The 24,473-nt window shown below is 68.1% G+C and carries 21 protein-coding genes and 1 tRNA gene; 11 read left to right on the forward strand and 11 right to left on the reverse strand.

Going from position 1 to position 24,473, the window contains the following annotated elements; all coding sequences use genetic code 11:
* Positions 1-50: 50 nt before the first annotated feature.
* From FS770_RS08325 to FS770_RS08335, 3 genes are read right to left on the reverse strand one after another with little or no spacing between them, the layout of a single operon-like run.
* The gene (locus FS770_RS08325; protein WP_144943451.1) at positions 51-1,553 is read right to left on the reverse strand and encodes an FAD-dependent oxidoreductase; all 1,503 of its coding nucleotides are present in this window, start codon (positions 1,551-1,553) and stop codon (positions 51-53) included.
* Positions 1,541-3,679 (reverse strand): molybdopterin oxidoreductase family protein, encoded by a 2,139-nt coding sequence (locus FS770_RS08330; protein ID WP_280525937.1) that lies wholly within the window; start codon positions 3,677-3,679, stop codon positions 1,541-1,543. Before FS770_RS08330 ends, FS770_RS08325 begins: the two co-directional genes overlap by 13 nt.
* Positions 3,672-5,072, reverse strand: a complete 1,401-nt coding sequence (locus tag FS770_RS08335; protein WP_085108723.1) for an MFS transporter — start codon at positions 5,070-5,072, stop codon at positions 3,672-3,674. The genes FS770_RS08330 and FS770_RS08335 overlap by 8 nt, the downstream gene beginning before the upstream one ends.
* Positions 5,073-5,308: 236 nt before the next feature.
* Here FS770_RS08335 and FS770_RS08340 point away from each other — a divergent pair, with 236 nt between their 5' ends.
* Positions 5,309-5,620: a transposase gene (locus tag FS770_RS08340; protein ID WP_145011116.1), complete on the forward strand. Its 312-nt coding sequence runs from the start codon at positions 5,309-5,311 to the stop codon at positions 5,618-5,620.
* On the opposite strand, the gene FS770_RS08345 is transcribed toward FS770_RS08340, so the two are convergent.
* A complete protein-coding gene (locus tag FS770_RS08345; protein WP_144943298.1) occupies positions 5,582-6,739 on the reverse strand; it encodes an IS30 family transposase in 1,158 nt (385 codons plus the stop codon). The two genes, FS770_RS08340 and FS770_RS08345, sit on opposite strands and share 39 nt — an antisense overlap.
* Before the next feature lie 211 nt (positions 6,740-6,950).
* Here FS770_RS08345 and FS770_RS08350 point away from each other — a divergent pair, with 211 nt between their 5' ends.
* Together FS770_RS08350 and FS770_RS08355 are read left to right on the forward strand one after the other, a co-directional pair.
* Positions 6,951-7,928, forward strand: coding sequence for a hypothetical protein (locus tag FS770_RS08350; RefSeq protein WP_144943297.1), 978 nt, complete (start codon positions 6,951-6,953; stop codon positions 7,926-7,928).
* The gene (locus tag FS770_RS08355) at positions 7,858-9,639 is read left to right on the forward strand and encodes a hypothetical protein (RefSeq protein WP_144943296.1); all 1,782 of its coding nucleotides are present in this window, start codon (positions 7,858-7,860) and stop codon (positions 9,637-9,639) included. Before FS770_RS08350 ends, FS770_RS08355 begins: the two co-directional genes overlap by 71 nt.
* Before the next feature lie 213 nt (positions 9,640-9,852).
* On the opposite strand, the gene FS770_RS08360 is transcribed toward FS770_RS08355, so the two are convergent.
* The 3 genes from FS770_RS08360 to FS770_RS08370 form a co-directional block, all read right to left on the reverse strand.
* A tRNA-Leu gene (locus FS770_RS08360) sits at positions 9,853-9,936 on the reverse strand.
* 186 nt (positions 9,937-10,122) lie between these two features.
* A complete protein-coding gene (locus FS770_RS08365) occupies positions 10,123-10,986 on the reverse strand; it encodes a metal-dependent hydrolase (RefSeq protein ID WP_145011119.1) in 864 nt (287 codons plus the stop codon).
* A gap of 98 nt (positions 10,987-11,084) precedes the next feature.
* Positions 11,085-11,723, reverse strand: a complete 639-nt coding sequence (locus tag FS770_RS08370; protein WP_232300204.1) for a YdcF family protein — start codon at positions 11,721-11,723, stop codon at positions 11,085-11,087.
* A 118-nt stretch (positions 11,724-11,841) separates the two neighbouring features.
* Between FS770_RS08370 and FS770_RS08375 the strand changes: the two genes are divergently transcribed.
* On the forward strand, positions 11,842-12,318 hold the full coding sequence (locus tag FS770_RS08375) for an acyl-CoA thioesterase (protein WP_145011122.1): 477 nt from the start codon (positions 11,842-11,844) through the stop codon (positions 12,316-12,318).
* A 143-nt stretch (positions 12,319-12,461) separates the two neighbouring features.
* Here the strand turns inward: FS770_RS08375 and FS770_RS08380 are convergent, their stop codons facing one another.
* From FS770_RS08380 to FS770_RS08395, 4 genes are all read right to left on the reverse strand, one after another.
* The gene (locus FS770_RS08380) at positions 12,462-13,016 is read right to left on the reverse strand and encodes a DUF2617 family protein (RefSeq protein WP_144943293.1); all 555 of its coding nucleotides are present in this window, start codon (positions 13,014-13,016) and stop codon (positions 12,462-12,464) included.
* A gap of 252 nt (positions 13,017-13,268) precedes the next feature.
* Positions 13,269-14,087, reverse strand: coding sequence for an AAA family ATPase (locus FS770_RS08385; RefSeq protein ID WP_145011125.1), 819 nt, complete (start codon positions 14,085-14,087; stop codon positions 13,269-13,271).
* Positions 14,084-15,481 (reverse strand): Mu transposase C-terminal domain-containing protein, encoded by a 1,398-nt coding sequence (locus FS770_RS08390; RefSeq protein ID WP_145011128.1) that lies wholly within the window; start codon positions 15,479-15,481, stop codon positions 14,084-14,086. Before FS770_RS08390 ends, FS770_RS08385 begins: the two co-directional genes overlap by 4 nt.
* 7 nt (positions 15,482-15,488) lie before the next feature.
* A complete protein-coding gene (locus FS770_RS08395; RefSeq protein ID WP_145011131.1) occupies positions 15,489-16,085 on the reverse strand; it encodes a recombinase family protein in 597 nt (198 codons plus the stop codon).
* Between the two features lie 312 nt (positions 16,086-16,397).
* Between FS770_RS08395 and FS770_RS08400 the strand changes: the two genes are divergently transcribed.
* The 7 genes from FS770_RS08400 to FS770_RS08430 all read left to right on the forward strand — a co-directional run bounded on the left by FS770_RS08400 (position 16,398) and on the right by FS770_RS08430 (position 24,469).
* Positions 16,398-17,552 (forward strand): AI-2E family transporter, encoded by a 1,155-nt coding sequence (locus FS770_RS08400; protein ID WP_144943289.1) that lies wholly within the window; start codon positions 16,398-16,400, stop codon positions 17,550-17,552.
* Between the two features lie 253 nt (positions 17,553-17,805).
* A complete protein-coding gene (locus tag FS770_RS08405) occupies positions 17,806-18,438 on the forward strand; it encodes a recombinase family protein (RefSeq protein WP_058857604.1) in 633 nt (210 codons plus the stop codon).
* 13 nt (positions 18,439-18,451) lie between these two features.
* Positions 18,452-19,909 (forward strand): Mu transposase C-terminal domain-containing protein, encoded by a 1,458-nt coding sequence (locus FS770_RS08410; protein WP_058857605.1) that lies wholly within the window; start codon positions 18,452-18,454, stop codon positions 19,907-19,909.
* Complete coding sequence (locus tag FS770_RS08415) at positions 19,896-20,816, forward strand: AAA family ATPase (RefSeq protein WP_083529208.1); 921 nt, start codon at positions 19,896-19,898, stop codon at positions 20,814-20,816. The genes FS770_RS08410 and FS770_RS08415 overlap by 14 nt, the downstream gene beginning before the upstream one ends.
* A 225-nt stretch (positions 20,817-21,041) precedes the next feature.
* Positions 21,042-22,487 carry a mercury(II) reductase gene (gene merA, locus FS770_RS08420; protein ID WP_058857606.1) on the forward strand — a complete coding sequence of 482 codons (1,446 nt, stop codon included), beginning with the start codon at positions 21,042-21,044 and terminating at the stop codon, positions 22,485-22,487.
* A gap of 112 nt (positions 22,488-22,599) precedes the next feature.
* On the forward strand, positions 22,600-23,988 hold the full coding sequence (locus FS770_RS08425) for an FAD-dependent oxidoreductase (RefSeq protein ID WP_058857607.1): 1,389 nt from the start codon (positions 22,600-22,602) through the stop codon (positions 23,986-23,988).
* Positions 23,989-24,079: 91 nt separating this feature from the next.
* A complete protein-coding gene (locus FS770_RS08430; RefSeq protein WP_083529209.1) occupies positions 24,080-24,469 on the forward strand; it encodes a heavy metal-responsive transcriptional regulator in 390 nt (129 codons plus the stop codon).
* Positions 24,470-24,473 lie beyond the last annotated feature (4 nt).

Genomic DNA, 24,473 nt, shown 5'->3' on the forward strand with positions numbered 1-24,473 from the left:
GGCGGTTCTCCTTGGCGACTGTGGTGCATACAAGTGGTCGGTGTGGCGGCTCAGGCTGCCATGGCTTGGGAGACCACGGATTCGAGTTTGTCCTTGCACCCGCCGCAACCGGTGCCGGCGCGGGAACATTTGGAGACTTCGGCCACGGTGGTGGCTCCGGCGGACACGGCCTGCTGAATGGGTGCCAGGGCCACCCCCGCACACCGGCAGATGATGGACTCCGGGGTCAGTTCCGGTGCGGTATCCGCGCCGCTCGGGGTGTCCGCGGCAAGCAACACGGAAGGGTCACCCGGGGCGGCACCGGATCGTTCGAACAGCATGGCCAGTTCGGCACCGGCCTCCGGCGCCCCCAGAGCCACGAATCCGAGGATGTTCCGATCGCGCGAGACCACCTTGAGGTAACGCCCGGTGCGTGGGTCCTCCCAGGTGGCCACGTCGACTCTCGGCTGCTCGAAGGCTCGAGCGTGCACCGAGCCCGCAGCGGTGAGGCTCACGGCCTGCGACTTCATGGTGATCAGTTGCGACACCTGTGAAGGAACGCGGTTGTGGGTGCCGTCCAGAATGTCCGCCAGGGCTTGCGCCTGCTGCCACCCCGGGCCGATCAGCCCGCTCGGGGCGGAATCCTGGTAGTCGATAGCCATACATTCTGGGCACACGGGATTGCTGCACAGCACCTCCGCGCAGTCACCGATCGCGTAGATGTTCGAGGTGCCGTGGACCCGCAACTGATGATCGACCAAAATCCCACGATGGGTCGGTAGCCGCACCTTCTTGGCCCACTCGGTACGGGGCTGCGCTCCGATGGCCGGAATCAACGCGCCGGCTTCTCGCACGGTTCCATCGTCCAAGACGACCCCCGTGAAGCGACCACCCTCACTGCGCACGCCGTTGATGCCCCCGGGGATCACCTGGATACCGGCCTGCCTCAGCACGTGGGCCAGCATTCGGCTGGCGTCAGGATCCAGCTGCCGCGGCATCAGGTCCTGCCCACGGTGGATCAAGCTCACCTGCACTCCGTGCTCGACAAGGTTGAGCGCAAGCTCGATCCCCAGAATCCCACCGCCGAGGACCAGGACATCCTGGCCCGTCTCGACCACCTCGCGTAACCGCCGAGCGTCGGACATGTCCCGCAAGGGGTGCACTCCGGGTAGGGGGATGGAATCCAGGTGGCACGGATCCGTGTCCAGAACGTCCAATCCGGGGACCCGCGGCAGAACGGCGCGCGCTCCGGTGGCGAAGATCAGATCGTCAAAGGAGATCAACCGGTCATCAGTGGTGTGAAGGTACTGCCCGTCCAAGGAAATGTCGCTGAGCGTGGTACCCGTGAGGAACGTTACCCCCTCCGGGAAGTTGGTCTCATCGCACGCGAGGTCCAGGTCTTGCGGGGTGCTATGCCCGGTGACCAGGTTGGCCAGCAGGATGCGGTTGTAGGCACCTTCCGGCTCGCTCCCGATCACGCACACGTGCACCCGGCTCTGGGCAAGGGGTTCCTCGAGTTCTTCGATCAGGCGGGCGGCCACCGGGCCGAAACCGATGATGACTATGCGACGCACTGTTCCTCCTGGGACACCCACACGCGGGTGGCTTTGAATTCCGGCATCTTGGACAGCGGGTCCGTGGCCGAGGAGACCAAACGGTTCACACTGTTGGACCCTGCGAAGTGGAAGGGCATGAACAGGGTGTCGCGGCGGATCTGTCGGGACAGCCGAGCCCGGGCCTGCACGGTTCCCCGCTCGTTGTGCAAAGTGAGCAGCTGCCCCTCGACCACCCCGTAGAGGTGGGCGGTCTCCGGGTTGATCTCGACTCGCCCGTCAGGATCCGAGGCGAGCAGTTCCGGGACCCGTCGAGTTTGGGCACCCGACTGGTAGTGGCCCAGCAGGCGGCCTGTGATCAGGGTCAGCTCGGCCCCGTCGAAGATCCGCTCGGCAATCGCCCGGGGGGACACGTCCGCCAGGGTGGCACGGCCGTCCGCGGTGGGGAACGAGTCCCGGAACAGGCGCGGTGTGCCCGCGCTGCCCGCCGGGTAGGGCCAATAGCACGCCCTCTCCTGGTCGAGCAGGTCGTAGCTGAGACCCGAGTAGTCCGCGCGGCCACCGGCCGAGGCTCGGGTGAGCTCCTCGAACATCTGCTCCGCCGTTCCGAAGAACATGGTGGAACCCAACCGGGTGCTCAGCTCGGCCAGCACGGCCAGCTCGTCGCGCGCGGCGCCGGGCAACGGCAGCGCCCTACGACGGCGGATGACCCGGCCCTCCAGGTTGGTCATGGTGCCTTCTTCCTCCGCCCACTGCGCCACCGGCAGGATCACGTGCGCCAGCTGAGCGGTCTCCGACAGCACGAAGTCACTGACCACCAGGAAATCCAGGTCGGCCAGTGCACGGGTCACCCGTGTGGCATTCGGGGCGGAGACCACGGGGTTGGAGCCGTGAATCATCAGTGTGCGCACCCCGTGGTCGGTGCCGCACGAGAGCAACAGTTGGGTGGCGTCAATCCCCGGACCGGGGATGTCTTGCTCATCGATGCCCCACACCGAGGCCACGTGCGCTCGGGCCTGCGGGTCGTTGATGGAACGGTAGCCGGGCAGCTGATCGCACTTCTGACCGTGTTCGCGCCCGCCCTGGCCGTTGCCCTGCCCGGTCACGGTGCCGTACCCGCCGGGTTCGCGGCCCGGCAGCCCCAGCAGCAAGGCCAGGTTGATGGCGAGGCTGGTGGTGTCCGAGCCATTGGTGTGCTGTTCCACGCCGCGCCCGGTCAGGACGAACGCGCCTCTGTCCTTGGCCGTGGCCAGCCCGCGGGCGACCGCCCGGATCTTGGCGGCGGGGACACCGGTGAGGCTCTGGACGTGTTCAGGCCAGTAGCGCTGGGCGGTGCGCTTGAGCCGGGCGAAACCATTGGTGCGGGAGGCCACGTAGGCGGCGTCGTAGAGGCCCTCGGCAATGACCACGTGGATCAGGCCCAGCAGTAGTTCCTGGTCGGTTCCGGGGGTCGGTGCCAGGTGGATCCCGCACTCGCGTTCCTCCGAGCGGGTCAGGTCCGCGGTGGCGGACTCGCGCGGGTCGATCACGAACAGCCCGCCGTGCTCCCGCGCGGAGGCCAGGTGCTGGACGAACGGGGGCATGGTGTCCGCCACATTGGAGCCGATCAGTAGCACGGCGTGCGCGCGGTCCAGATCGGTCAGTGGGAACGGTAGGCCGCGGTCCAAACCGAAGGCCCGGTTACCGGCGGCCGCCGCCGAAGACATGCAGAACCGGCCGTTGTAGTCGATCCGACTGGTTCGCAGCACCGCGCGGGCGAACTTGCCCAGTGCGTAGGCCTTCTCGTTGGTGAGCCCACCGGCTCCGAAGATCCCCACCGCGTCGCGGCCGTGCTCACGCTGGGTGCCCCGGATCGCCTCGGTGATCGCTGTCAGCGCGTGGTCCCACGTGGTGGGTTCCAGTCCGTGGGCCGTGCGGATCATCGGCTGGGTGATCCGATCCCCCAGGCCCAGGACCTTGGCCGCGGAGCTGCCCTTGCGGCACAGTCCGCCGCGGTTGGTCGGGAACTCGCGCCCGGTCACCGTCACGGGTTCGCTCGCGTCCGAGTTGGGGGTCAGTGTCATGGCGCACTGCAGGGCGCAGTACGGGCAATGGCTGGCCACCCCGTGGCTCGCGGGCGGTTCTTGGGTGATGAGGGATTCAGACACGACCGTCTCCGAACGTGGTGCCCTTGCGGGCGTAGACGCCCCACGTGATGGCCAGCAGCACCAGGTACCCGGCGGCAAAACCGATAAATGCGCCGTCGTACCCGCCCGTGTTCTCGTGGACGATGCGAAGTACCTGCGGGATCAGGAACCCGCCGTAGGCACCGATCGCGGAAATGATGCCCAACGACGACGCCGCGGCGCGCGTGGCTTTCTGGTCGTCGCCGTAGGCCAGCGAGAACGCGGTGGGGATCATCCGGTAGGTCGAACCGTTACCCATGCCGGAGGCGATAAAGAGGACCAGGAAGCCCAACAGGAACAGCCAGAAGTTACCCAGCCGCAGCAGCCCGATGATCGCCAGCGCCATGATGGCCATGACAGCGAACGCTGCGATCGTCGGGCGGGCACCGCCGAATTTGTCGGCCAGCTTCCCACCGTAGGGACGAGCCAGGGAACCGACCAGCGCGCCGAGGAACGCCAGGGACAGTGTGGCCGCGCCGATGGTGAAGGCGGAGAACTGCGGAAACGTGTCCGCGATGAGCTTGGGGAACACACTGGCGAAGCCCATGAACGACCCGAAAGTACCGATGTAGAGCACCGCGATGACCCACAACTGCCCATGTTTGAGGGCGGCCAGATACGAGCTGACGTCCGCGGTGGCGTGGGAGAGACTGTTCATGCAGTAGTACGCGCCAACCGCACCCAGCAGGATGAACGGAACCCAGAACCAGCCGGCCAGGCTGACCATAGGGCCACCGGTCAACAGCACACCACCGGCGGTGATGACAATCGGCACGGTGAACTGCGCGACGGCCGAGCCCAGGTTTCCGCCGGCCGCGTTCAGACCCAGCGCCCAGCCCTTCTCCTTGGCCGGGAAGTAGTAGGTGATGTTGGTCATCGACGAGGCAAAGTTGCCGCCACCGAAACCGGCGAGCGCGGCCACCGCCAGCAGCACACCGAACGGGGTGTCCGGGTTGCCCAGGCACATCCCCATGCCTACGACCGGCAGCAGGAGCAGCAGGGCGGAGATGACCGTCCACATGCGGCCACCGAAAATCGGAACCATGAACGTGTACGGGAAACGCATGGTGGCGCCCACGAGGCTGGGCACCGAGATCAGCCAGAACTGCTGCGAGGTGCTCAGCGAGAAACCGGCCGCGGGCATGGCCACCACGGCCACGGACCAAAGCTGCCACACCACGAAACCCAAGAACTCGACATAAATGGACCAGTTCAGGTTCCGGCGGGCAATGCCCCGGCCCTCACGATTCCACTGTGTCTCGTTCTCGGGGTTGTATCCGTCGATCCACCGGTTGGGCCGGTGCCGTAACGGTTCATCGACAGCGAGTGTGTCAAGGTCATCCAGCAGACCTTGTTGCCGCGTATCCAGTGACATGCGTGGCTCCTTCGGTCGTCACCATTACGAAGAAACCTACGGGCAGGCTGTTTCACCCAGCCGACCCGGCCGGTTACAGAGGGGTAACAACTAATTCACTGCCCCCAGCGACCCTGTGAGAGCTTGTCCGCGCTCGAGATCCCCATGGCGGACTCACCTGCCGGAACCCTCAGTGGGGCGCTAGCCTGTGAAGCGCCCTGGGTTTGGTTCCGAGCTTCCTGAAGGAGAATCGGATCATGCCCAAGAAGTTCACCCCCGAGTTCCGCGAACGCGCCGTGCGGATGGTCTTCGACCGCCAAGCCACCGAGGGCGGACCACGCGCGGCCTCCATCCGAGTCGTGGCCGAGTCGCTGGGCTGCGGCCCAGAGACCCTGCGCGCCTGGTGCAACCAAGCCATCACAGCAAGCAAGGCGACACCGGCACCCGCCACTGACGAGAGCCTGGGCGAAGAGAATCGCAGGCTGCGTCGAGAACTCGCCGAAGCCCGCCGCGCCAATGAGATGGCGCATTCAAGCGGTGGGCGCAAGGAACTCTGCGAGCTTCTCTGATGGTGTCAGATAGCCCAGCGTCTTGCGGGGGCGTCCGTTGAGGCTGTCCTGGATCGCGTCCAACTCCTCGCGGCTGACGACGCTCAGGTCGGTGCCTTTGGGCAGGTACTGGCGCAGCAGGCCGTTGGTGTTCTCGTTGCTCCCCCGCTGCCAGGGCGAGTAGGGATCGCAGAAGTAGATCGGGATTCCTGTGGCGATGGTGAACGCGGCGTGCTTGGACATCTCCGCGCCTTGGTCCCAGGTGATCGTTCGAATCAACGAGGACGGCAGCTTGCTGATTGCGGCGCGCATCGCGGCCTCGACCTGCTCGGCGCTCTTGCCGTCGGGCAGGTGCAGCAGCAGTGTCATTCGCGTCGAGCGCTCAACGAGCGTGCCGATGGCGCTGCGGCTGCCCTCGCCGAGGATGAGATCTCCTTCCCAGTGGCCTGGCACGGCGCGGTCGTCGGCTTCTGCGGGGCGCTCGCTGAGCATGATCATGCCGGGGATGCGGCCGCGACCGTCCGTGGTTCCGCGGGGCTTGCGGGCCGCTCTTCCGGACCGCAGGCACCGCGCCAGCTCACGGCGCAGTTCGCCTCGGCCCTGCACGAACAGCGACTGGTAGATCGTCTCGTGGCTCACGCGCATCTCCGGGTCGTCGGCGTGATCCAACCGCAGGCGCGCTGCGATCTCCTCAGGTGACCACAGTTGCTCCAGCCGGCTGGCGACCTCCTCGAGCAGCCGGCCCGACGCAAGCTTGAACGGCTTCGGTCGACGCGCCTGATCGCGGGCACGTTCATGACCACGCCACGCCGAGTAGCCGCAGCGACCCCCACCGCGCTTCACCTCACGGCTGACGGTCGACACCGCACGCCCCAGCTGCTCTGCGATCGCGGTGAAGGTATCGCCGCGATTGATCCCGAGCAGGATCTGCTCGCGCTCGTCGATCGTCAGACAGCCCTGACGTGGCTCCCACCCAAACGGCCTGGCGTCAAGGTGCCTGCCGGTGCGGGCCATGATGCCGACCAGCGGCGCGCTGCAGCTGATCTCCTTCGCGATGTCGACCAGCCGCCAGCCCTTCCCGTGCAGCCTGAGCGCGAGCTGCTTCTGCTCCCGGCGGAGATGACCGTGCCTGCCCTGCATCCGGATCCTCCTGTGATCAGTGACTGCCTCATCTCACAGGACTCGTTGCACTGACCGCTTGAATCCGCCATAATGCTCGTTCTCGGTGGTGGCAAGGGGGCGCGTGGTCTGCGCGTACCCAAATTCTTCCCATAGACCGTCGCAGAGTTTCCTCGCGACCGGTCGCCATGAGTCCTCAACCCCATGCAGATCTGCGCGGGTGGTGGGGGTGGTGAGGCCGATCCGAGTCGCCGGCGGCGTCGCGGGCACTGCCGAGGAAGTCCTTGAGGCGTATGCGCCGGATCCTGAGCTGATCTCCTCGGGCGAGTGGGCTCATGTACGGGGTATCGCGATCGCTGCGACCAGGGCGGCCGGGTATGAGGCGCCGTCGTCGGCCCGGCAGGCGCTGCGGTACGCCGCGCGCATGCTCGTGTGGGCCTATCGCCTCGGCCAGCCGCTGGACCCTGAGGCCGTGTTCACCCAGGACAATGTGAAGTCGTTCCTCACCGCCGAGGGTGCGGGCTGGTCGGAGGCCGGCCGCGCTACGGCGGCGTCCTACTTGCATCGGCTGGCCTGGCATGCCACGACCAAGGCGCCCTGGCACGGGCTGCCCACCCCGGCGGGGCGGGCGCGTCCGATCGCCCCGCCGTATACAGCCCGAGAGATCGCCAGCTACTGGGCCGCAGCCGAGGTCCAGGCGACCGAGGCGCGGACCCGGGTCTTCACCGCGATGTTGACCCTCGGACTCGGGGCTGGGGTGAAAGCCGGGGAGCTCCTGCACGTCACGGCTGCAGATGTCCTGGTCCACCCCCAGGACTCCCGCCTCTGGGTCGTCGTGCTCAGTGATCGGACGGTGCCGGTATTGATCGAGTACGTGCCGGCACTGGCACGTCTGACGGAGAAGTACCCGGAGGGCCCGCTGATCGGTCCGCACAACACGCACGCCCGGGACCCTGTGGGCAAGCTGCGTTCGAGCCTGGAGATCCCGTCTTACCTGCCTCCGTTGCGGCAGGCCCAGCTGCGGACCACGTGGATGGTGCAGCTGCTGTCCATGGATGTGAGGATCACGGAGTTCATGACGATCGCGGGGCTGTCCAGCGGTTCGGTGCTCGAGAAGTTGTTGCCCTACGTCGCGGACCGTGACGATCAAGACCGGTACCTGCTGGCAGGAGCCGGCCTGTCCCCACGGGGTGGCCCGCGTGCCTCGTAAACAGCGGCAGCTGGCGGACAGTGTGGCCAACGAGGTCGTCAACCGCGCGGTGACCACGATGCAAGCGCCGCTCGTGGAAGAGCTCCAGCAGCGGATGACGGCCTCAACAGGCCGCCGTCGTACACACTCCTGGCGCACGCTGTTGACCGTGATGCTCATCGACGCCCTCGAGCGGCCAGGGGAGCTGCACTGCACTCGGGCCTGCGACGTCGCCCATCGCCTCAGCCCTAGTCAGCGGGCCAGGGTCGGGCTCAGCCAGCGGCTGACATACCGGCAACTCACCGGCGCGGTGGAATCACTCGGCCGCGCCGCAACCGAAACGGCTGACCCTGTTACAGGTGAACTGCGCTCGAGTGTGCCCCTGAGTGATCTGCTCACGAGCCTCGTCCGAGCGCCGATCCCTGACGACCTCCTCGGTAGCAGAAACGTCGCAATCGACGCCACCGATTTGGAGTCGCACTACAGCCCCCACGGACGCAATAACACCAAAAGGGGCGTCCCCAAGCCGCAAGGGAGAGCAACCGCGAAAGATCCGTCGTCGAAGCCCCCGAGGCGACGTAAGGGCGGAGACCTGCCCATCCTTGGGGCTGATGGAAGAACGCAGCACACCGTCGACCCTGATGCCAGGGAAGGCTACCGGGCGGGCAAGAACCTGAAGCCGAAGGAAACGTTCTTCGGATACAACCTGCATATCGCCGTCGGTGTCCCGCCAGAAGGGGAACGCGCCCAGGCAGCTTTGGCCCAGGGGCTGGTGATCTGCCCGGCAGGTGCCGACAGCGACCGGGCCGGACTCCAGGTCATTGATGCCCTCACACGACAAGGTGCTGCCGTGAACCGGATTTGCGTAGACCGTGGGTACTCATATCGCCTGGCAATGGGTTGGGCAAGGGAACTGCAGCGTCGGGGTATTGACCAGACCATCGACTTGCATCGCACCCAACGGACCACCCATCCCGGCCCAGTCCCAGGCACGATCTTCGTTGACGGGCACCTTTTCATCGATTCCCTTCCCCGATCCATGCGCGATCCAGGGGGCTTTCCGCAGATGCAGACCGTCGAGGATCGACTGAAGCGCATCGCCGAATACGACAATCGAATTCCTTACGCGTTCTCAAGGCTGGGTCGTCCCGATCGGGAACGAGGGACTCAGCGGTACCGCGGCCCGGCCGTGACGGGGAAAGTGCGATGCCCGAACAATCCGGCCTCAATGCGACTGGATCCCGCGTCGAGACCCACGACGAACTGCGCGGGTCGGGAATGCTACTGCTCGCGCACCATCACTCTTGGTCCCGATGATTTTCTGCGGGAACGACAGGACCATCTCTATGGCACCACGAAATGGGCCAAGGATTACGGTCGACGCAATCACGTCGAATCCCTCAACGCCAGCCTCAAAACTCACCATGGCGGCCTGCGACGGGGCGGAATCCGGGTGCAAACCCTTCAGCGGACTGGGCTACTGGCAGCACTGGTCCTGGCGGCCACCAACGTCAGGATCCTCACCGAGGCCTACGGCCGTGACATCAGCGCCCCCGCTCCACCCAACACAACAGACCCACAGCCCCAAGCTGCTGGTCGTGCCGGTCGAACACCACGCCGACCCCGGACCCCCAAACGCGGCACCGGGCCACACCGGGCGAAGGACCCACCGCCTCGGACGCCGACTGACACGACGGACTGGTTGCCAGCCACCAAGGCCCACAAGTGCTGAGACCACCTGGCAATAGCCCCTGCCCGGAAACCCCGGGCAGGGGCATTCTCATGGCCAAAATCACGTGCGAGTGAAGATCTGGCGGGCCTCGGCAACCGCGACTGGCGTGCGGGCGGGTGTCAGGCGGGCTCGGAATCACAGAACTCCCGATCAGAGGCATCTGATCGGGAGTTCTGTGAACTGGAGGCACACACTTAAGTGAACCTCCCGCGGTGCGCGAGGGGGGAGTTGAACCCCCACGCCCTTTCGGGCACACGGACCTGAACCGTGCGCGTCTGCCTATTCCGCCACTCGCGCTCATTGCCCGCTCAGCCTTCGGCTGCGAGCAACGTCGAAAACAATACCCGATGCCCGCCACCTTGGCGAATCGGCACCCCGCGCGGGAGAGCACGAGGGCACGACGACGAGGCGCCGCCACCACCGCGCGTCAGTCCCCTCGTGCGGCGCGGCCGGCTGAACCGCCAACAGACCCTGGCGCCGTCGTCACACGCTCACCGTCAGCCCCGCCCAGGAGATCGCCGCGCAGCACAGCCCGGCCAGGGCGTAGAGCGTGACGGGCACGATGACCGCGATCTCGCGTGCGGAACCGGCGTTTCCCAGCACCGCCAGGCGCACGAACGCGCTGCGGCGGTAGAACGTGATCGGCAGGGGCAGGGGGATCCGCAGGGGCCACAGCAGGTGGATGCCCTGCGTGGTGAGCAGGTCCCCGAGCAGGTGCACGGCGCACCCGAGCCCCACCGCGACCACGAACCAGCGCGGGTCCTCGGGCGGGTGCGTGGCCACGAACGCGCCCAGCAGGATGCCCACCACCCAGTTGGCGTGGGCCAGCCGGTCCGGCACGAACGCCAGCACCTTCACGGCGCACGCGATCAGCAGCACGGACAGCACCGCTGCCAGTGGCCACACCTGCCCGGGCAGCGACGCGGCGGCGTCCGGGGCCGCACCCGCCTCGCCGCCGGTGCCGGGCCAGGAGAAGGAGTGCCAGCGCAGCGCGTCCCCCACGGGGATGGACGCGCGCTGGGAGAGCACCGCGAGCAAAATCACGAACACCAGGCCCACGAGCGAGTGGGTGGCCCGTCGGTGACCCCCGGACAGCGTGCTCGTGGCCTTCGCGATCCACCCGGACAGCGGTGGCAGCGAGCGGGCCACGGTGCCGCCGGGGTGGTCGAGGTCCGGCAGCAGGGCCGCACCGGCGCAGATCAGCGAGCCGGTGATCACCCCGGCGTTGCCCACGGGCATGAGGCCGAGGCCCACGGGGATGGAGACGTCTGCGAGCTGCACGGTGTAGGTGCCGGTGAGCGCCACCCACGCGGCGGCACCGCAGGCGGCGTGACTGGGACCCATCATGGGGCTGACCTGGGCATGGAGTGGTCCTCTCAAGACCTCGGGGAAGGAGAGGACCCCAGGCTAGGAAGGGGCTCAGACCCGCATAAGCGACCGCCGGCTCAGGAGGAGGACTTGGGGTTTCCGGGCAGCTGCTGGTCGCACCCGGGGGTGAGCCAGGCCTTCACGAACCCGGCGCTCTGGTGCACGTACTGCATGAGCAGGCTCGTGCCGGTCAGGTGGAAGTCCACGGAGGCCATCCGCAGCTCGCCGGTGTAGCAGCGGGAGAGGATCAACCGGGATCGGCTGACGTGCTGCGTGAACGTCACCGCGGTGACGGTGTCCCAGCCGCGCTCCTGCGCGAGGGAGCGCAGCTCGATGGCCTCGCCCTGGGTGGTGGAGGGGTCCGGCTTGAAGCAGATCACCTCCACACCGTCGTGCTCGTTGCAGAACGAGCGTGCCTCGTAGTAGGCCACGGTCTCGGGGGAGTCGTAGGCCTCCGCGTCCGGCACGGAGATCACCAGGGTCTTGGCGATGTGCTGGTTGTAGACGAGGTCCTGCGCATACTCCACCCGCGTGGGGTCCGGGGGACCGAGCACCAGCACGGCGTCCGAGGCGCCGGGGCGCTCCACGCGGGGGTCGTCCAGCACCGCGTGGCACACCGCGAGCCACAGCACGATCAGCAGCACCACGGCGATCACCACCACCAGGGGCCACCGTCGTCTCGTCGCGGGGCCCTCTCCGGGCGCCGTTTCTGCCAAGGTGTTCCTTCCGCGTGGGCTGTTCGGCGAATCTGCCGCCGATATCATCTCACCCAGTGGCAGCGCGGACACCGGTTCCGCGTGACGACCGGGCGAACGCCCAGCAAGGAGACAGCCCATGCGTTCGAATGAGCACCTCGACCGCGCCGTGACCTGCCAGGTTCCCCTGCGCTGGGGAGACATGGACCCCTACGGCCACGTCAACAACGTGGAGGTCATCCGGGTGCTGGAGGAGGCGCGGATCGCGGCGTTCGGCGTTCCCGTGGGCACGGGCGAGCAGGTGCTGCCGGCCCGGATCCCGCTGTTCTCGGTCCTCCCGGAGGGCACCCAGGCCCTGATCGCGGAGCACCGGGTCAAGTACCTGCGCCCGCTGGAGTACCGCAACGTGCCCGTGGACGTGCGCGTGTGGGTGGTCTCGGCCAGGGCGGCCACACTTGTGCTGGGTTTCGAGATCCTCGACTCCGACGACGGCGCCCCGGTGGTCCGCGCCCAGACCCAGCTCGCGCTGTTTGTCCCGGCCACGCGCACCGTGCTGCGGATCACCCGCGAGCAGCGGGAACTCCTGGAGCCGTACACGGCGCCCTCGCCGTTCTGAGGCCGGCGCGCCCGCGGGACAGCTGAGCCCCGGGCGGTGCCGGCTCGGCCTGCATGAGCGGGAGCGCCGGCCCTGGGCCCAGGGTAGCGGGGCAGGGCCGCGGAACGTCGCGGTGAAGACGGTGAAGAAGTGGTGCCGCGGGCTCAGGCGGCCGCTCGCACCGTCGACCTCGCCAGCCGCAGTTCCGCGCGGGTGCGCAGGATGTGGCCGCTCTCTGGCAGCACGCGCCACGTCCACCACATCAGTGCGCGGGAGACCAGGTCCGCGTGGCACGTGGCAGCGGTGACCGCTGCGGGTTCCTGGGGATCCTGGACCGCCAGGGCCAGGGGAGCGGCCTCGAGCGTCTCCCACAGCCGCCGCAGCTCCTTGCGCAGCCCACGGGGCGAGTGCTCGGTGACGATGCAGCCGGTCTCCACGCGCGAGGCGAAGGGTGTGGGGTGGGCCTCGTAGCGCAGAACCGGCAGGCCGGCAGCGGCGTCCTCGAAGACGTCCACGGTCTCGATCCACGTGTCCCCGTGGTGGCCGACCACGCACTGGTGGTGCCCGGGGCCAACCCGCAGCTCCACCTCGGTGTTCTTGTCCACGCGCAGGCTACGGCTGGCGGGTGCCTCGCGCGCCGGGAGGTCCGTGCGGTAGCCAAACTCCTCTGGGCGGCACACGACGTGCCCGGGCGTGCGGGCGAGCCAGAGATGCTCCATGGTGGCACTGTCTTCCTGTTGGCACCGCGGCAAGGCCCTGTGGCAACCCACCGCACTTGCTTTACACATGAAAGTATCCCCGGGCAGGGGGACAAGCAAGCACCGCCGGGTCACTGTTGGGTGACGGTGGGACGCTCCCGTGGTCGGCGCCGCGGGGCCTCGGCGCGGGGACCTCGAGCCCTCTCGCCACGGTCCGCCGGGTGTGACTTCGTCTGCTGAATGGCGGAGTTCTTCGGTCGCTTCGTGGCGGGGTCAGGTGACACCGATGACCAGGGTGCTCTGTGCGGCTTCGATGACGTCGTTGGTGATGGTGTCGAGTTCGTTGATCTTCAGGACCCGCTGGATCTGGGGGAAGAGGCGTTCGAGGAGCCGGAAGTTGCCGCGGGTGATCCGTGCGATGGCTGCGATGGCTTGGGCGTCGGTGAAGTCGTCGGGGTCGAGGGTCTTGCCGAGGGATCGCCAGTGTCGCTCGAGGATGAACAGCAGTTCGTCTTGTCCCAGGGGCCGGTACTGGTGGGCGAAGCCGACTCGGCTGTAGAACTGGGGGTAGTGGCTGAACTGCTTCTCCAGGCCGGGCATGCCGATCAGGATCAGGGCGATGTCGTCGCGGTCGTAGCGATCGCGCAGCAGTTCCAGCGCGGCGGGGCGCAGACGTTCGGCCTCGTCGACGATGATCAGCTCTACGTAGTTCCTGCCGTCTCGCCATCCCCAGGCCTCGGGAGTGGCCGTGCCGGGAGGTACGAGGTGCTGCTCGATGCACATGTTGGTGCGGGTGATGGCTTGGGTCAGCTCGTCCTTCAGGGTCCGCGGGGTGGTCAGCACGCTGGGGGTGTAGAGCACGGTGCGGCTCCGGTTCAAGGCGGCGTAGATCTTGGCGTCGTTGTCGGAGCGCGGCCCCCAGTAGGTCAGCAGGTCATGAGCCTTCTCGTAGTGTGCGTAGCGGCGCGCGGAGAGCGTCTTTCCTACGCCGGCTGATCCGAAGCACAAACCGATGGTGTGCCCGCGGCGCACGGCGTCGGCGAACTCGGTGAAGCGGCGGTGCTCCTTGGTGACGATGAAGCGCTGACTCACCTGAGGTCCTCCTTGTAGATCTTCAACGCCGACCTCGGCGCCGGAGTCGGTGCTTCGGTGATCCGTGGTGTCTCGGTAGGTGCGGCCACGAGGGCGATGCGTTCGTTGATGCCGGCTCGCAGCGCTCGGCGGCGGGCGTTGCGCGCGGCCTGGATCTCCTTGAGGCTGACCTTCTGGTCGTGGTGCTCTTGGTTGACGGCCTTGCAGACGAATTCGTCGTGATCGAAGACGCGGATCTCGGTGATGTCGCGGGGGTCGTAGCGGATCACGACCGAACGTCCGACGTAGCCGGCCAGAGTCGGCGAGACGTAGCGCAGGCCCTGGAAGCGGATGCCATCGCGGCGCACGACGCGGGTCTTGGCGACGGTCAACAGCAATCCGTCGAGGTCTTCCAGGCTGTCGGGCATTCGGGGCAGCCAGCCATCGGCGATCCACGCGCTGCGCGGGGAGGTTCCGAGCTCGCTGTGCGTGCGGTCGTTGTAGGTGGCCAAGAACGCCTCCAGGGCTCTATCGAGGTCGGCCAGGGACAGTTTCGATGTCGGCCAGGGGTCCCCTTCGGTGATGTGTCCGGGCAGGGTGGCGAGTAGCTCGGTGTTGATGGTGCCGAAGAACCGCTCGATCTTGCCCCGTCCCTGGGGTCGGGCGACGGTGGAGTGGATCAGTCGGATATGGAGGTCGACGGCGGTGTGGGCGAGCTGGTCACTGGTGAAGTCGCTGCCGTGGTCGACGTAGAGCATGTCGGGCAGGCCGCACATCGGCCAGGCCGGGTCGGTCTTGTGCCAGATCGCTTGGCGCAGCGCCAGGGCGGTGTTCATCGCTGACGGTGCGCCCAGGAAGACTGTGTAGCCGCAGACCGCCCGGGAGCAGTCGTCCAGGATCGTTGTCAGCCATGGCCGTGCGGGCTTGCCGTCGGTGCCCACCACCAGGATGTCGAGCATGGTGTGATCGGATTGCCACATCGCGTTGGGCAGCTCTGCTTGCCGGCGCAGCACCAGCTCGTGCTTGTCGCGGTAGGACGCTGCGCCCTCTAGGGCGAGGGTGACCATGCCGGGATCCAGGGTCCGCACGATGTCCCACACCACCGAGTAGGAGGGGACCGGCCACCTCCGGGCGGCGCAGATGCCGGTGACTTTGCGATGGATCGTGGCGATGGCCGGCCGCGGCTTGCTCAGTGCCAGGCCCTCGATCAAGTCGACGAGGTCGGATGGAAGGCGGCGGGTCCCGGCGTCCGCCCGTGAGGCTGTCTCCAGTCCGGCGTAGCCGTCAGCGCGGTAGCGGGCGTGCCAGCGCTCCAGGGTCCGCAGCCCAACTTCGGTCTCGCGAGCTAAGCGCGCAAGGGGCACCTGGTCCTCGACGTGGAGCCTGAGGATTCGCCACCGCGCTTGAGCGTCCACGATGCACCTACTGCACGACGTTCTCGCGCCCGCGCTCGGCGCGCTGAAGGGCGCGGTAGACCGTGGAGCGGCTCACGCTGAACAGCTCGGCCAGCTCGCCCACGGTGTGCTCGTCGGCGGCATGTAGCTGGACGAGGTGAGCCTCCTGCCGGGGGGTGAGTTTCGGTGACTTCCCGCGCAACCGGCCCTTGGCCTTGGCGACCTTCATCCCCTCGCGGGTGCGGGCACGGATGAGGTCGGCTTCGAACTCGGCGACCATCGCCAGCACGTTGAACAACAGCTTCCCCATCGGGTCGGTCGGGTCATACACCGATCCGGCAATGCTCAGCTTCACTTCCCGCGCCGCGAGGTCGTCGGCGATCTGGTGGGCATCACGGACCGAACGCGCCAGCCGATCGAGCTTGGTGACCACGAACGTATCGCCGTCCTGACAGGCAGCCAGCGCCTGCCGCAGGCCCTCACGGTCGGCGTTGCGGCCCGTGAGCCCGTGATCGACGTAGATGCGCTTGGGATCGACGCCGAACGCCGCGAGTCCGTCACGCTGCGCGGTCAGGTCCTGCTCGTCGGTGGAGACTCGGGCATAGCCGACCTTCAACGGGGACATGCTCCCCAGTGTGTCACATAGCCTCCCTTCACCGGACGGTTCACCGGACGGGTCTTACGGGACAGCCCGCTACGCGTGCCGTCGTTCCTTGTGGCTGTTGGAGGTTAATGGCGGCCTTCTGACGGAAATAAATGGCGGCTTCGGCACTACCGAGCCTCCACGAAACAGTCACGGGACAATGATCGAGGGCCCGTCCCGGCGCCGTCCCGAGAGTCTTCGGATGGCCTCGGTGACTTCCGGTGCTTGGCAATCGCTGTCCTCGGGCGCATCCTGAAGCCAGGTCGTCGAAGGATCTCTGGGAGGCGGATTCCCATGACGAGCCCTCGCCACCGCAGCGTCTCGCACGCCCGTGATCTGTGGGCCGATGCGTTGGGGCGGGCGACCATACGTGCGCTGCAGGGACTGGTGCTGCTGACTGCGACCGTCGTGGTGGTCTACGGGTTGATCCAGCTCAAGTTGGTCGTCATCCCACTGTTGATTGCCTTGATCCTCGCCGCGGCGCTGCACCCTGTTGTGGGGTTCCTGCGCCGGCGGGGCGTGCCCGGGGCGCTGGCCACCTGGATCACCTTCCTGGCCGCGATCGTGGTGCTGGGCGGAGTGGTCACCGGCATCGTCTTCGCCGTGCGCAGCGAATGGGACGAACTGGTGCTCTCCGCGGTGGGTGGGCTGGAACGGTTGCGTCAGTTCATCGTCGCGGGCCCGATCCCGATCGGCCAGAAGGCCCTGGACGAGGCCATCACCGCCGTCGTGGACTTCACGTCCAGCCCCCAGTTCGGCGCCGGGGCGCTGCTGGGCATCTTCGCGGCCACCCAGGTGATCACCGGAGCGGTGCTGGTGGCCGTCATCCTCTACTTCTTCCTCCAGGACGGGGCCAAGATCTGGGCGTTCTTCCTGTGCCGCTTCCACGGTGAGAACCTGGAGAAGCTACTGACCTCGGGTACCACGACCCTGCACGTGCTGGGCGGCTATGTGCGCGGCACCGCCCTGGTGGCCCTGCTTGAGGCGGTAGTCATCGGAGTGACCCTCGTGGTGCTGCGGGTGCCGCTGGCGTTGCCCTTGGCCGTGCTGATCTTCTTGGGCGGATTCATCCCGATCGTCGGAGCGGCTCTGATCGGTGCCGTCGCGGTCCTGGTGGCCCTGGTCGCCAACGGCCCCGTGGTCGCACTGGTCGTCGTGGCGGTGGTGGTGGCCATCAACCAGCTCGACGGAAGGGTGCTCCAACCCATGGTGCTGGGTCGAGCACTGAGCCTGCACCCACTGGTAGTGCTGCTCGCCCTGGCTGGCGGAGCGATTCTCTCCGGCGTCGTGGGCGCTGTGCTGGCCGTGCCGTTGACCGCCGTGGGGTGGGCCTTGATCCAGATCTGGTTCCCGGCATCCAGAGCCCCGGACGCTCTATCCGGAAAAAATGCGCGCCCAGGTGCTGTGCTGCCGGATCCACCCAGCCCGGAGGCACCCACCACCACCTGAGCGCCATCAGCTCGGCTACGCACAACATGGCCGCCTCGGCGTCCCCATGAGGAGACAGACATCCACGGGTCCGGATCAAGGTGAGCACTGGTTTGACCGGCCCCCGTTGGCCGTCCCACTTCCTAGGTACTGGGACACTCGGCGACGAGATCCCTCCTTGTGGACTATGGATAGCGATTGAAGTCCCAAAAGCTAGACCCATAATGTTGTCTCGTTTAAGCCGTACGGAGTCGACTTCCGGTACGCTGGCTGCATGGAATTGGGCTATGCGCGGGTCTCGACGGCCAAACAGGACCTCGATCGACAGATCGATGCCCTCCGGCAGGTCGGGATCGCGCCGGAGCGGATTTATGTGGACAAGAAGTCCGGGGCCACCACGGAGCGTCCCGGGCTGACCGCGGCCGTGGCCTACGCCCGGGAGGGCGACGTGATCGTGGTGCACACCCTGGACCGGCTCGGGCGCACCGTGCGCGACACCCTGAACCTGATCCATGACCTCGCCGAGCGGGGAGTGGGGGTGCGCAACCTGGCGGATCCGATCAAGGTGGACTCCACCAACCCGAATGATCCGATGGCGCAGCTGGCGGTGGTGCTGCTGGCGTTGTTCGGGCAGATGGAACGCACGTACACGCTCGAGCGCGCTGCTCATGCCCGGTCGGTGGCCGCGGCGAAGGGCCGGCGGATCGGGCGGCCGTCGGTGGTGGACCCGGACAAGCTGGCCTACGCGGCGCATCTGCGCGAGAGCGGGCACACGATGGCGGAGATCGTGGCCAAGACCGGGATCACCCGCACCAGTCTCTACCGTCATCTCCCGCCGCGTCCGTCGGAGCCGGTGACGGCCGGGTCGGTCACCGCCGCCGAGCTCGAGCCCGGTCCGGCGGACTGACCCCCGTGGGGTGATGGTGGTAGTGCAGCTGAGTCCGCAGGAGAAGGCGGCACTGCTGTGCCAGCACCTCGATGAGGGGGTGCCGCTGACCCGGCTCGCCGCCCACGCCCAGGTCTCGGTCCGCACCCTGCAGCGCTGGGCCGCCGAGTACCGGACGGACTCGTCCGCAGCCGGTCTGCAGCGCAAGGCCCGCAGCGACCGCGGTCACCGCCGGCTGCCTCAGGAGCTGATCGCGGTGATCGAGGCCCTGGCACTGCGCAGGCCGGCACCGACGACCACGTTCATCCACCGCCGGGTGTGCGATCTGGCCCCGGAGCGCGGCTGGGCGCCCCCGAGCTACTCGAGCGTGCGCAGTGTGATCGCCGCCATCGACCCCGGGCTGCGCACCCTGGCCCTGGAAGGAGACACCGCCTACCGGGACCGGTTCGAGCTGGTGCACCGGCGGTCGGCGGTGAGGCCCAATGAGCAGTGGCAGGCCGACCACACTCTGCTCGACGTCGAGATCCTCGAGCACCGGGGACGCCCGGTGCGGCCGTGGCTGACCGTGATCCTCGATGACTACTCCCGCGCGGTCGCGGGCTACACCGTTTTCCTCGGCGCCCCGAATGCCGAGCAGACCGCCCTGGCCTTGCACCAGGCGGTGCGGGCCAAGCCTGACCCGCGGTGGCCGGTGCAGGGGCTGCCCGAGGTGCTCTACAGCGACCACGGGGCCGACTTCACCAGCACCCGGCTGGAGCGGGTCTGCCTGGACACCCACATCCGGCTGATCCACTCCCGTGTCGGGGTCCCGCAGGGTCGGGGGAAGATCGAACGCTTCTACGGTACGATCACCACCGAGGTGCTCCCGCACCTGCCCGGGTACATCCCGCACGGCACCGGCGGCAGGCCCACCTCACCACCCGCCCTGAGCCTGGAGCAGCTCGACGCGGTGCTGGGGCGCTACCTCATCGAGGACTACCACTGTCGGGTGCACTCCGAGACCGGCCAGGCCCCGGCCGCCCGCTGGATCGGGGCCGGGTGGATTCCCCGGGCCCCGGCCCGGGGCGAGGACCTCGACCTGTTGTTGCTCACCGCCGCGACCACCCGCATCGTCCAGCGCGACGGCATCCGCTTCCAGGGCACCCGCTACATCTCCCCGGTGCTGGCCGCCTATGTCTCTGAGACCGTGACCATCCGCTACGACCCCCGCGACGCCGGCGAGGTGCGCGTCTACCACCAGGACACCTACCTGTGTCGGGCGATCGCCCCCGAACTGGCCGCCGAGACGGTCACCCTCCAGCAGCTGCAGCAGGCCCGGGGCGCCCGGCGCGCCGCGCTCAAGCAGCAGCTGCGCGCCCGGCGCAGTCTCGCCGACGCCCTGCCCACCGACGACCGCTGGGCACCACCACCCGCCCCGGCGCTGGACCCAGCGGAGCACATGCCGGCGGATCGGGCGCCCCGACACCGGTTGCGGACCTATGCCACCGACTGAGCCCGACTCCACGCGGAGCTTGCTGGGCAAGGACGACGACGGCCGGCGGTTCCTCTCCGGCACGTTCGGAGAGATCAACGGGCTCACCTCACCCCCGTATCCGGGCGCACCGGCGTTCTTGCCCACGCGGGAGCACCGCCGCTTCACCGAGTTCGCCGACACCGTCCGCGCCCACCGCTACATCGGCGTTTGCTGGGGCCCACCCGGGGTCGGCAAGACGCTCTCGGCCCGGCACTACGCCGGGGCCCCGGAATGGGAGCAGTGGCAACGAGACCTGGGCGAGGACCGCGGGCCCGGCCCCATTCCCGAGCGGGTCCTGCAGGCCCGCACCGCGCTGTGGACCCCGACCGTCAACGCCAGCCCCCGCCAGGTCGACCAAGCCCTGCCGCGGTCCTGCCAGCAGATCTCCTACGCCATCGACTACCACCGCCACGGCCGGGTCGACCCGTTCGTGCACCCCGAATCGCGGTCCTCCGGGCTCACCGAGCTGCTCATCATCGACGAGGCCGACCGGCTCAAGACGACCGGACTGGAACAGGTTCGCGACTACTACGACCGCCACACCATCGGGATGATCCTCATCGGGATGCCCGGCATCGACAAGCGCCTGGGGCGCTACCCCCAGCTCTACAGCCGGGTCGGTTTCGCCCACGAATACCGCCAGCTCACCCCTGAAGAGCTCACCGCCGTCCTGGTCCGCCGCTGGCACACCGACGGACTGGCCGGTGACGACGAGTTCACCCAGACGGTCGCAGTCGCCACCATCGCCCGGATCACCGGCGGCAACTTCCGCCTCGTCGACCGCCTCCTCACCCAGATCAGACGCATCCTGGAGATCAATCACCTGGCCACCGTCACCCCCGAAGTCGTCGAAGCCGCCCGCGACGCACTCCTCATCGGTCACTGACCACACAGGCCGGCCACCGGCTCCTGAGATCCACCAGCCAGACAGTGGCCTTTGGCAGCGACTCCTCGAGAAGGCCGCCGGGTCTGCGGCGAATACGGTCGTGCACACGACGTTGCCGCGACGACGTCTTGACCTTCCTCTCTAGGGGAAGGTGCAGGCTGGGCGCAGAGCGCAGCACACAGAAGGCCACTCGGGGCCTTCATCACGGATTTACGGAGGCCGGCCATGCCTGAGACTGGAACGCACGAAGTGGACCTGGCGATCATCGGTTCCGGCGGTGGTGCTTTCGCCGCCGCGATCCGGGCCACCAATCTCGGCAAATCAGTGGTGATGGTCGAGCGTGCCATGGTCGGGGGTACCTGTGTGAACACCGGGTGCGTGCCGTCGAAGGCGCTGCTGGCCGCCGCCGAGGCCCGCCACATGGCGCTGGACGCCACAGGACGGTTCCCCGGCCTGAGCACGTCGGCCGCCGGAGTGGACATGCCCGGGCTGATCACCGGTAAGGACGCGCTGGTGGAGGGGATGCGCTCGGACAAGTACCTCGATCTGATCGCCGACTACGGCTGGGAACTGGCCACCGGCGAAGCCGTGTTCACCGGAACCGCCGAGGACCCGGCGCTGGAGGTCACCGGAGCCGACGGTACCCGTCAGCAGGTGCGGGCGGCCCATTATCTGGTGGCCACCGGCTCCACCCCGATCGTCCCGGACGTCGAGGGCTTGGCGGAGGTGGACTACCTGACGTCCACCACGGCCATGGACCTGGACGAGGTGCCGGAGTCGTTGCTGATCATCGGCGGCGGGTACGTGGGCATGGAGCAGGCTCAGCTCTTCGCCCGCCTGGGCTCGAAGGTCACCATGGTCGTGCGGTCCCGGCTGGCCTCCCATGAGGAACCGGAGGTCTCCCGCACCTTGATGGGCGTGTTCGCCGAGGAGGGCATCCGGGTGCTCCGCCGGGCCACCGTCTCCTCCGTGGCTCCCGACCGGGATACCGGGGAGGTGGTGGCCACCGTCACGGGCCCGGGCGGGCAGGAAACCCTGCGGGCGACCCGGCTCATGGTCGCGGTCGGGCGCCGTCCGGTCACCGAGAACCTGGACCTCGGCTCGGTCGGGGTGGACACCGGTGAGCACGGCGAGATCGTGGTCGACGCCCGGATGGCCACCTCCCACCCCAGGGTGTGGGCGGCCGGGGACGTGACCGGGCACCCCCAGTACGTCTACGTGGCCTCGGCCCACGGGGTCACCGCAGTGGAGAACGCCTTTCACCACACCGGCCAGGAGATCGACTACACCCACCTGCCGCGGGTCACTTTCACCACCCCGGCCATCGCGGCGGTGGGCATGACCGACCAGCAGGCCCGGCAGGCCGGTCTGGCCTGCGAATGCCGGGTGCTGCCCCTGGAGTACGTGCCGAGGGCGCTGGTCAACCGTGACACCCGCGGGTTCGTCAAGATCGTCGCCGAGGCAGAGACCGGACGCGTCGTGGGCATCACCGCGGTGGCCAAGGACGCCGGGGAGCTTGCCGCGGCGGGCGTCTACATGCTCTCCGCCTCGATGACGGTGGATCAGGTCGCCACCCTGTGGTGCCCGTATCTGACGATGGCCGAAGGACTCAAGATCGCCGCCCAGTCCTTCCGCACCGACGTCTCCAAACTCTCCTGCTGCGCCGCCTGAGGACCGGCCTCGAGCGGGCCGGCCCTCCACCCACGGGTGGAGCCAGAGGTCTTGAACATCGAGCACGGCCTCAGGCCCACGCTTCACGAGCCACTGCACGAAAGGGGTAGTCATGGTCCAGCGATTGGTCGTCATCGGCGGGGATGCCGCGGGGATGAGCGCGGCCTCCGCCGCCCGCCGCCAGCTACCCCGGGAGCAGTTGGAGATCGTGGCCTTCGAACGCGGTCACTACACCTCGTATTCGGCCTGCGGCATTCCCTACTTCATCGGCAAGGACGTCGCCGACACCACGGAGCTGATCGCCCGCACCCCGCAGCAGTTCCGCGACCACCACGCCATCGACGCCCGCACCGGCCATGAGGTCCTGGAGATCGACCTCCACCGCCGCGCCGTACTGGTCCGCGACCTGGCCGCCGGCCGGGAGAGGTGGGAGGGCTTCGACCAGCTCATGGTCGCCACCGGCGCCACCCCGGCACGCCCGCCCCTGCCCGGGATCGGGGCACACGGCATCCACGGGGTCCAGACCCTCGACGACGGCCTCGCCCTGCGCGCAGTGCTGGAGCAGGACCGGCCGGGCCGGGCGGTGGTCGTCGGGGCCGGCTACATCGGCCTGGAGCTGGCCGAGGCCCTGTGCGCCTGGGGCGTGGACATCACCGTGATCGGACGCCCCCCGGCCCCGCTGCCGGGCCTGGACCCCGACATGGGCGCGCTCATCGCCTCCGCGATGGAAGGCTTCGGGATGGAGGTGCGGATGGAGGAGACCGTCACCGGCTTCGACACCCACAACGGGCAGGTCACCGCCGTGGTCACCGACCAGGCCACCATCCCCACCGATCTGGTGATCCTGGGCCTGGGTGTGACCCCGAACACCGCCCTGGCCGCCCGCGCCGGGATCCCCCTGGGGGCGACGGGTGCGATCACGGTGGACCGCCGGCTGCGCACCGGCATCGAGGGGGTGTGGGCAGCCGGGGACTGCGTGGAGAAGTTCCACCGCGTCTCCCGCCGCCACGTGGCCCTCCCGCTGGGCACCCACGCCAACAAGGAAGGCCGCACCGCCGGAATCAACATCGGCGGCGGCTACGCCACCTTCCCCGGAGTGCTCGGCACCGCCGTGACCAAGATCTGCGACGTCGAAGTCGGACGCACCGGCCTCGGGGAACTCGAAGCGCAGGCAGCCGGGTTCGACCCCATCACCGCGGTGGTCGACTCCACCACCCGGGCCGGCTACTACCCCGGGGCCAAACCCATCCGCACCAAGCTCATCGCCGAACGCGGCACCGGACGACTGCTCGGCGCCCAGATCGTCGGGGAAGAAGGCGCGGCCAAACGCATCGACGTGCTCTCCGTGGCGCTGTGGCACGAGACCCCGGTGGAGGAGCTGCTCAACATCGACCTCTCCTACGCCCCACCCTTCTCCCCGGCGTGGGACCCGGTGCTCATCGCCGCCCGCAAGACCTGGCAGGCCGTCGAAACCGACCGCTCCCGCACCGAACCCGGATGACCACCGACCCCCTCCGGGTCAGGCAGAACTCTGCGCCGAAACCTTCCTCTACCGTGGAAGGCCACAAGACAGTCCAGGATCGAGGTACACCGTGCGGATCGGTGAAGCCGCCGCAGCGGCCGAGATGACCACCAAAGCCCTACGGTTCTACGAACAGCAAGGACTTCTCGCCCCGGTGCACCGCGGTCCCAACGGGTACCGCGACTACCCACCAGAGACCGTCGCCCGCCTGCAGTTCATCCGCCGCAGCAAACTCGCCGGACTCACCCTGACCGAGATCCGGAAGATCCTGCAGGTACGCGACGCCGGGCAGGCCCCCTGCGCCCACGTAGCCGCCCAGCTGGACCAGCAACTCACCGACCTCGACCAGCAAATCGCTGAACTCACCGCTCTAAGGGCCTCCGTGGCCGAGCACTACCAGGCCGCCTCCCAAGGCGACCCCACCCAGTGCGATGCCACCCAGATCTGCAGCTACATCTGAGGCC

The sequence above is a fragment of the Kocuria salsicia genome, from assembly GCF_007681555.1.
Lineage (GTDB): Bacteria > Actinomycetota > Actinomycetes > Actinomycetales > Micrococcaceae > Kocuria > Kocuria salsicia.